Here is a 4,470-nt window from a genome sequence, read left to right as displayed (position 1 = left end):
GCGTGTCCAAGGAAATCGAGGGGCGGTTCAGGGGCCAGGTTGATGGCCGCATCGGTGACGATGAAGGGGCGCGGATACTGCGGCGTCTGCAATACGAAACAATGGCTGACCCGGCGCTTGGTACGCAGCCCGGTGGTGGAGGACACCACTGCCGACATCAGTTCGTCGGTATGCAGGCTGCCTTTCATCAGGGCCTCGACCTGTCCCTCGCGGGCCAGTTCGACCGCGCGCGCGGCGGCGGCGTGGCTGTGCGGCACGTCCTCGATGGCCAGGCCGGCCAGCTCCAGGCCGGCCTGCCCGGCGACCGCTTCCAGTTTCGGGCGCGGGGCGACCAGGATGGGCTCGATCAATCCCTCCGCCCTCGCCTCCAGGGTCGCCGACAGGCTCAAGGCATCGCAGGGATGCACCACTGCGACCCGGATCGCCGCCTTGCCCGCCACGTGGGCGAGCAGGTGCAGCAGGCCTTCGTTGCCGGCGGCCTGGCCGGTTGTCGCGGTCATGGGCGGGTTCCTTTCTTGCCGGCGGCCTTCTTGCCGGGACGCCCAGGCGAACCGGAGGGGCCGGGACGGGTGGCGGGCTCGCCAGCGGTCCCCGATGGGACTGCAGCGCCTGCCTTGGTGCCGCGCTTTCGCGTCTGCGCAGTCCCGGGACGCGGCGCGTGCTTTGCCGCGGAAGCCGCTTTGGCGGTGGCGGCCTTGCCGACCTTCGCAGGCACGCTGGGCGCATGGGCAGGTGTCACCGGCACCGAGGCCGCCGGCGCGGCCGCAACGGTCGCCACTTGCGCGGCGCGTGCGAACAGGTCGAGTACGCGTCGCAGGCTGGCCTGCTCCTGGGCAGACAGGCTGCCGGCCAGTTCCACCAGACCGGCGATGATGTCGCTGGCGCGGTGGATGATGTCGGGTGGCGTGTCGGCCAGCAGCCGCGGGATCGCCGCCAGTGCGGCCTCGCCGTCGCGCCAGACCAGCAGGCCCTGTCGGCGCACCAGTTCGCGGAACCGCGCCAGGTCCGGCACGCCCAGATCCGGGCGGTCCAGGCGCGGCTGCAGCAGCTCCCAGGCATGGCGGAAATGGCGGCAGTCGGCCTCGCCGCGGGTCTTGAGCACGAAGAACAGGCCGCGGATCACCGCCTCGGCCAGCCCGCCCCGGTCCAGGTCGGCCTCCAGCCGCGCCAGCTCGCCGGCCAGGAAGGCGCGGTGCTCGGGCGAATCGCCCGGATGCGTCCTGGGCGGCTGCGGTTGGTACAGGGTCTGCCCTGCCAGCGACTGCAGCAGGAGCGAGCCGAAGATCAGTTCGAACAGGCGTCCCTGCAAGGCGTCGCGCTGGTCCCGGAACTGATCCAGCGCCTGCACGATCGTCTCGGACAGGCGCTCCTGCGCCAGCAGGAAGGGGTTGTCCGCGGCGGCCGGCGCACGCTCCTTGCGGATCTGTGCGGCGGCGGCGGCGACCGGCACGGCCAGTGGATGCTGATCCGACCACCACTCGAAGCGGACCCGCAGCGGATGCAGCGCTTGCAGCCAGCGGGCAGACCAGGGCGTGGAGATCGCCCGGATCCAGGGTTGCAGCGTGTTGCGGTACAGCGCCAGGTTGATCTCCGACAGGCGCGCGGCGGCCGCGAAGCGGCGGTCGGACGCGGGATCGGGCCGCACGATCTGGCGGATCTCCTCCAGGCTGCTGCCGCGGATGCGCATGAGGTACTCGGCGTCGTCGAGCTCGCCCGCCGGCACGCCGTCGGGACGGTCCTCGACCTCGGCGCGGTAAATCCCGGACGGCAGCAGGTCGATGATGTCGATGTGGGCGGCGAACTTGCGGTGTTCCTTGCGACCGACGCTGGCCGAGACGAAGATCCCCAGATGGCCGATGCTGTCGTGGGTGGCGTAGACGATGGTCTGGTCGTGGGCGACCAGGTCGTCCTTGTCGCGGTACAGGTCGGTGATCCAGCCCAGCGCCTGGCCGGGCGGGGTGATGTTGTCGCCGTAGGAGCAGAACACCACGATCGGCGAGCGAATATTGCGCAGGTCGATGCGCACGCCATCAGACGTCACCAGCTGCGCCGTACTCAGTTTGTTGCCGATGAACAGGTTGTCGACGATGTACTGCATCTCCACGTCGTTGAGGAAGACGTAGCCGCCCCAGTACTTCTCGAAGCGCAGGTAGCGGTCGGCCTCGGTGTCGATGTTGGCGTACAGGTGGTACTGCTTCTTCCACAGGGTGTTGGCCGGGTCCAGGTGCTCGAAGTTCTGCACCAGCCAGGCGCCGTCGAAGCGCCCGGCGCCGATGTCGCTGGTCAGTGCGGTCAACCAGCTGCCGCCGGTCAGGCCGCCGCCGTAGCGCATCGGGTTGTCGCCGGCCCAGTACGAGACCGGCGCGCCGGCCACGATGATCGGCCCGAACAGCTCCGGCCAGACCGCCGCGGTCATCAGCACCTGCCAGCCGGCCTGGCAGTTGCCGATCACCACGGGCTTGCCGTTGCCCGGATGCAGTTCGCCGACCTTGCGCACGAACGCGGCCTCGGCGCGCATCACGTCCTCGACCGTCTGCCCCGGCACCGGGTCGGGCAGGAAGCCGACGAAGTAGCACGGATGACCGGCCTTCATCGCCGCACCGATCTCGCTGTCGGGCTTGAAGCCAGCGATGCCCGGGCCGTGGCCGGCGCGCGGGTCGACCACGACGAAGGGGCGCTTGGCCGGGTCGACCGGGGTTCCGGCGCCGGGCACGATGCGCGCCAGCCCGTAGTTGACCGGGCGCGGCAGGTCCAGGCCGGAGAGCACCAGTTCGGCCTCGAAGTCGAGCACGTTGGGCACGCGCTCGCGCAGGTGCGCCTGGTACTGGTTGCCGTGCTGGCGGAGTACGTCGGCATACAGAATGGACCGCTGCCAGGCATCCACTGCATACTCGCTTGCCATCGCCGATAGTCGCAACGGGTCCCACAGCAACTGCCCCCAATCGGCCGTTGGTGATGTCGTGGTGTCTCGATTCATGGCGATGGGCACTCCCTCTATGATGAAACGGAAAAAATGAATGGAAAGGGGCCGCCGACACATCGTCTGGGCGGCCCTTCCTCAGTCAGTACATGTGCTGGCCACCATTCATCGACACGTTGCTGCCGGTCATGAAGCCGGCAGACTCGCTGGCGACGAAGCCGATCAGCGCGGCGATCTCATCGGGACGGCCCAGGCGACCGACCGGGATGCCAGCGATGATCTGGTTGCGCACGTCCTCGGGCACGGCCATCACCATCTGCGTGGCCAGGTAGCCTGGCGAGATGGTGTTGACGGTGATGCCCTTGCGCGCCACCTCCTGGGCCAGCGCCTTGGTGAAGCCGTGAATGCCGGCCTTGGCCGCCGAGTAGTTGGTCTGGCCGAACTGGCCCTTGGAGCCGTTGATCGAGGAGATGTTGATGATGCGGCCCCAGCCGCGTTCGAGCATGCCGTCGATGAACACCTTGGTGACGTTGTACATCGAGTCCAGGTTGACCCGGAGCACCGCGTCCCAGTTCTCCTTGCTCAGCTTGCGAAAGGTCGCGTCACGGGTGATGCCGGCGTTGTTGACCAGGATGTCCACCACATGCCCGTCGGCGGCGATGCGCTCGGCCATGGCCTGGGTCGAAGCCCAGTCGGCCACATCCACGGCGTAGCACTGGAAGGTGTAACCGGCATCGGCCTGTTTGCGCAGCCACAGGTTGGCGGCTTCGTCGCTGCGGGCGTGGGTGACCAGCACCGTATGTCCGGCATCGTGCAGATGGCGGGCGATGGCCTCGCCCAGCTCTCCCATGCCGCCAGTGACCAGCGCAGTATGTGTTGTGCTGCCCATTCCGATCAGTCTCCCTTGGGCGCCTTGCGCTGGGTGGCCTCGGTCGTCTGCGACCACAAGGCATTCCACTGCTTGAAGACGTCGGCGAAGGGCGTGTCGCTGCCGAGCGCGCTGCTCACGGCCTTGTGCCAGCTCTCGATGGCCTGGTGCAGTCCCGACGTGAAGGCCGCCTGGTTCTTGATCGCGACCTGTTGGAACGTCTGCACGTGCGCAACGCAGCCCTGGAACTGACGCCAGAAGGCTTCAGTCGGCAACGACGCCAGTGCCTGCCAGTTTGCCGAACGCAGCACGCCTTCGATCTCGGCCGAGGTTTCCGCGATACCCTGCGAACTGGCCTCCTTCACCGAATCCAGCCATTGGTGGCTGCTTTCCTGCAGCAAGCGAGTCAGGCGCAACTGCAGTTCGGCGTTGGCCTTGAGGAGGTTCAGGGGAAGCGTTTCGGTGGTCATGGGTAGTGCCTCACTGAGTGGAAGTCCCGAGTCAGGGACGGATTCAGGCCATCTGGCTGATGGTCCTGCGGAAACGGGTGAGCGCGAGCGCGAACAGGGCCGAACCGATCAGCGCCAGGGCCAGGAAGGGCTTCCAGACCACGCCGATGCCGGCGCCGCGGTAGAGGATGGCCTGGGCCAGTTCCACGAAATGCGTGGTGGGCGAGGCCAGC

3 protein-coding genes and 1 pseudogene are annotated in these 4,470 nt (G+C 68.0%); all 4 read right to left on the bottom strand.

Annotation, left to right across the window (positions count from 1 at the left end):
- Positions 1–500, bottom strand: a pseudogene (locus BUA29_RS11705) (phosphate acetyltransferase); the annotation flags it as partial.
- On the bottom strand, positions 497–2,977 hold the full coding sequence (locus BUA29_RS11700) for a DUF3141 domain-containing protein (RefSeq protein ID WP_072756692.1): 2,481 nt from the start codon (positions 2,975–2,977) through the stop codon (positions 497–499). The gene BUA29_RS11700 and the pseudogene BUA29_RS11705, both read right to left, overlap by 4 nt.
- Positions 2,978–3,062: 85 nt before the next feature.
- Complete coding sequence (phbB, locus tag BUA29_RS11695) at positions 3,063–3,809, bottom strand: acetoacetyl-CoA reductase (RefSeq protein WP_072756691.1); 747 nt, start codon at positions 3,807–3,809, stop codon at positions 3,063–3,065.
- A 5-nt stretch (positions 3,810–3,814) separates the two neighbouring features.
- Entirely contained in the window at positions 3,815–4,258 is a 444-nt protein-coding gene (locus BUA29_RS11690) for a phasin family protein (protein ID WP_072756690.1), read from the bottom strand.
- Between the last annotated feature and the right edge of the window lie 212 nt (positions 4,259–4,470).

Origin of the sequence: Thermomonas hydrothermalis, assembly GCF_900129205.1 — a bacterium.
Lineage (GTDB): Bacteria > Pseudomonadota > Gammaproteobacteria > Xanthomonadales > Xanthomonadaceae > Thermomonas > Thermomonas hydrothermalis.
Note: the sequence above shows the minus strand (reverse complement) of the source record. Positions and strands in the feature narration are given on the sequence as shown.

Excerpts from the sequence above, each read along its gene's own strand:
- phbB (WP_072756691.1), bottom strand. The coding sequence starts at position 3,809 with ATGGGCAGCACAACACATACTGCGCTGGTCACTGGCGGCATGGGAGAG.
- BUA29_RS11700 (WP_072756692.1), bottom strand. The coding sequence starts at position 2,977 with ATGAATCGAGACACCACGACATCACCAACGGCCGATTGGGGGCAGTTG.
- BUA29_RS11690 (WP_072756690.1), bottom strand. The coding sequence starts at position 4,258 with ATGACCACCGAAACGCTTCCCCTGAACCTCCTCAAGGCCAACGCCGAA.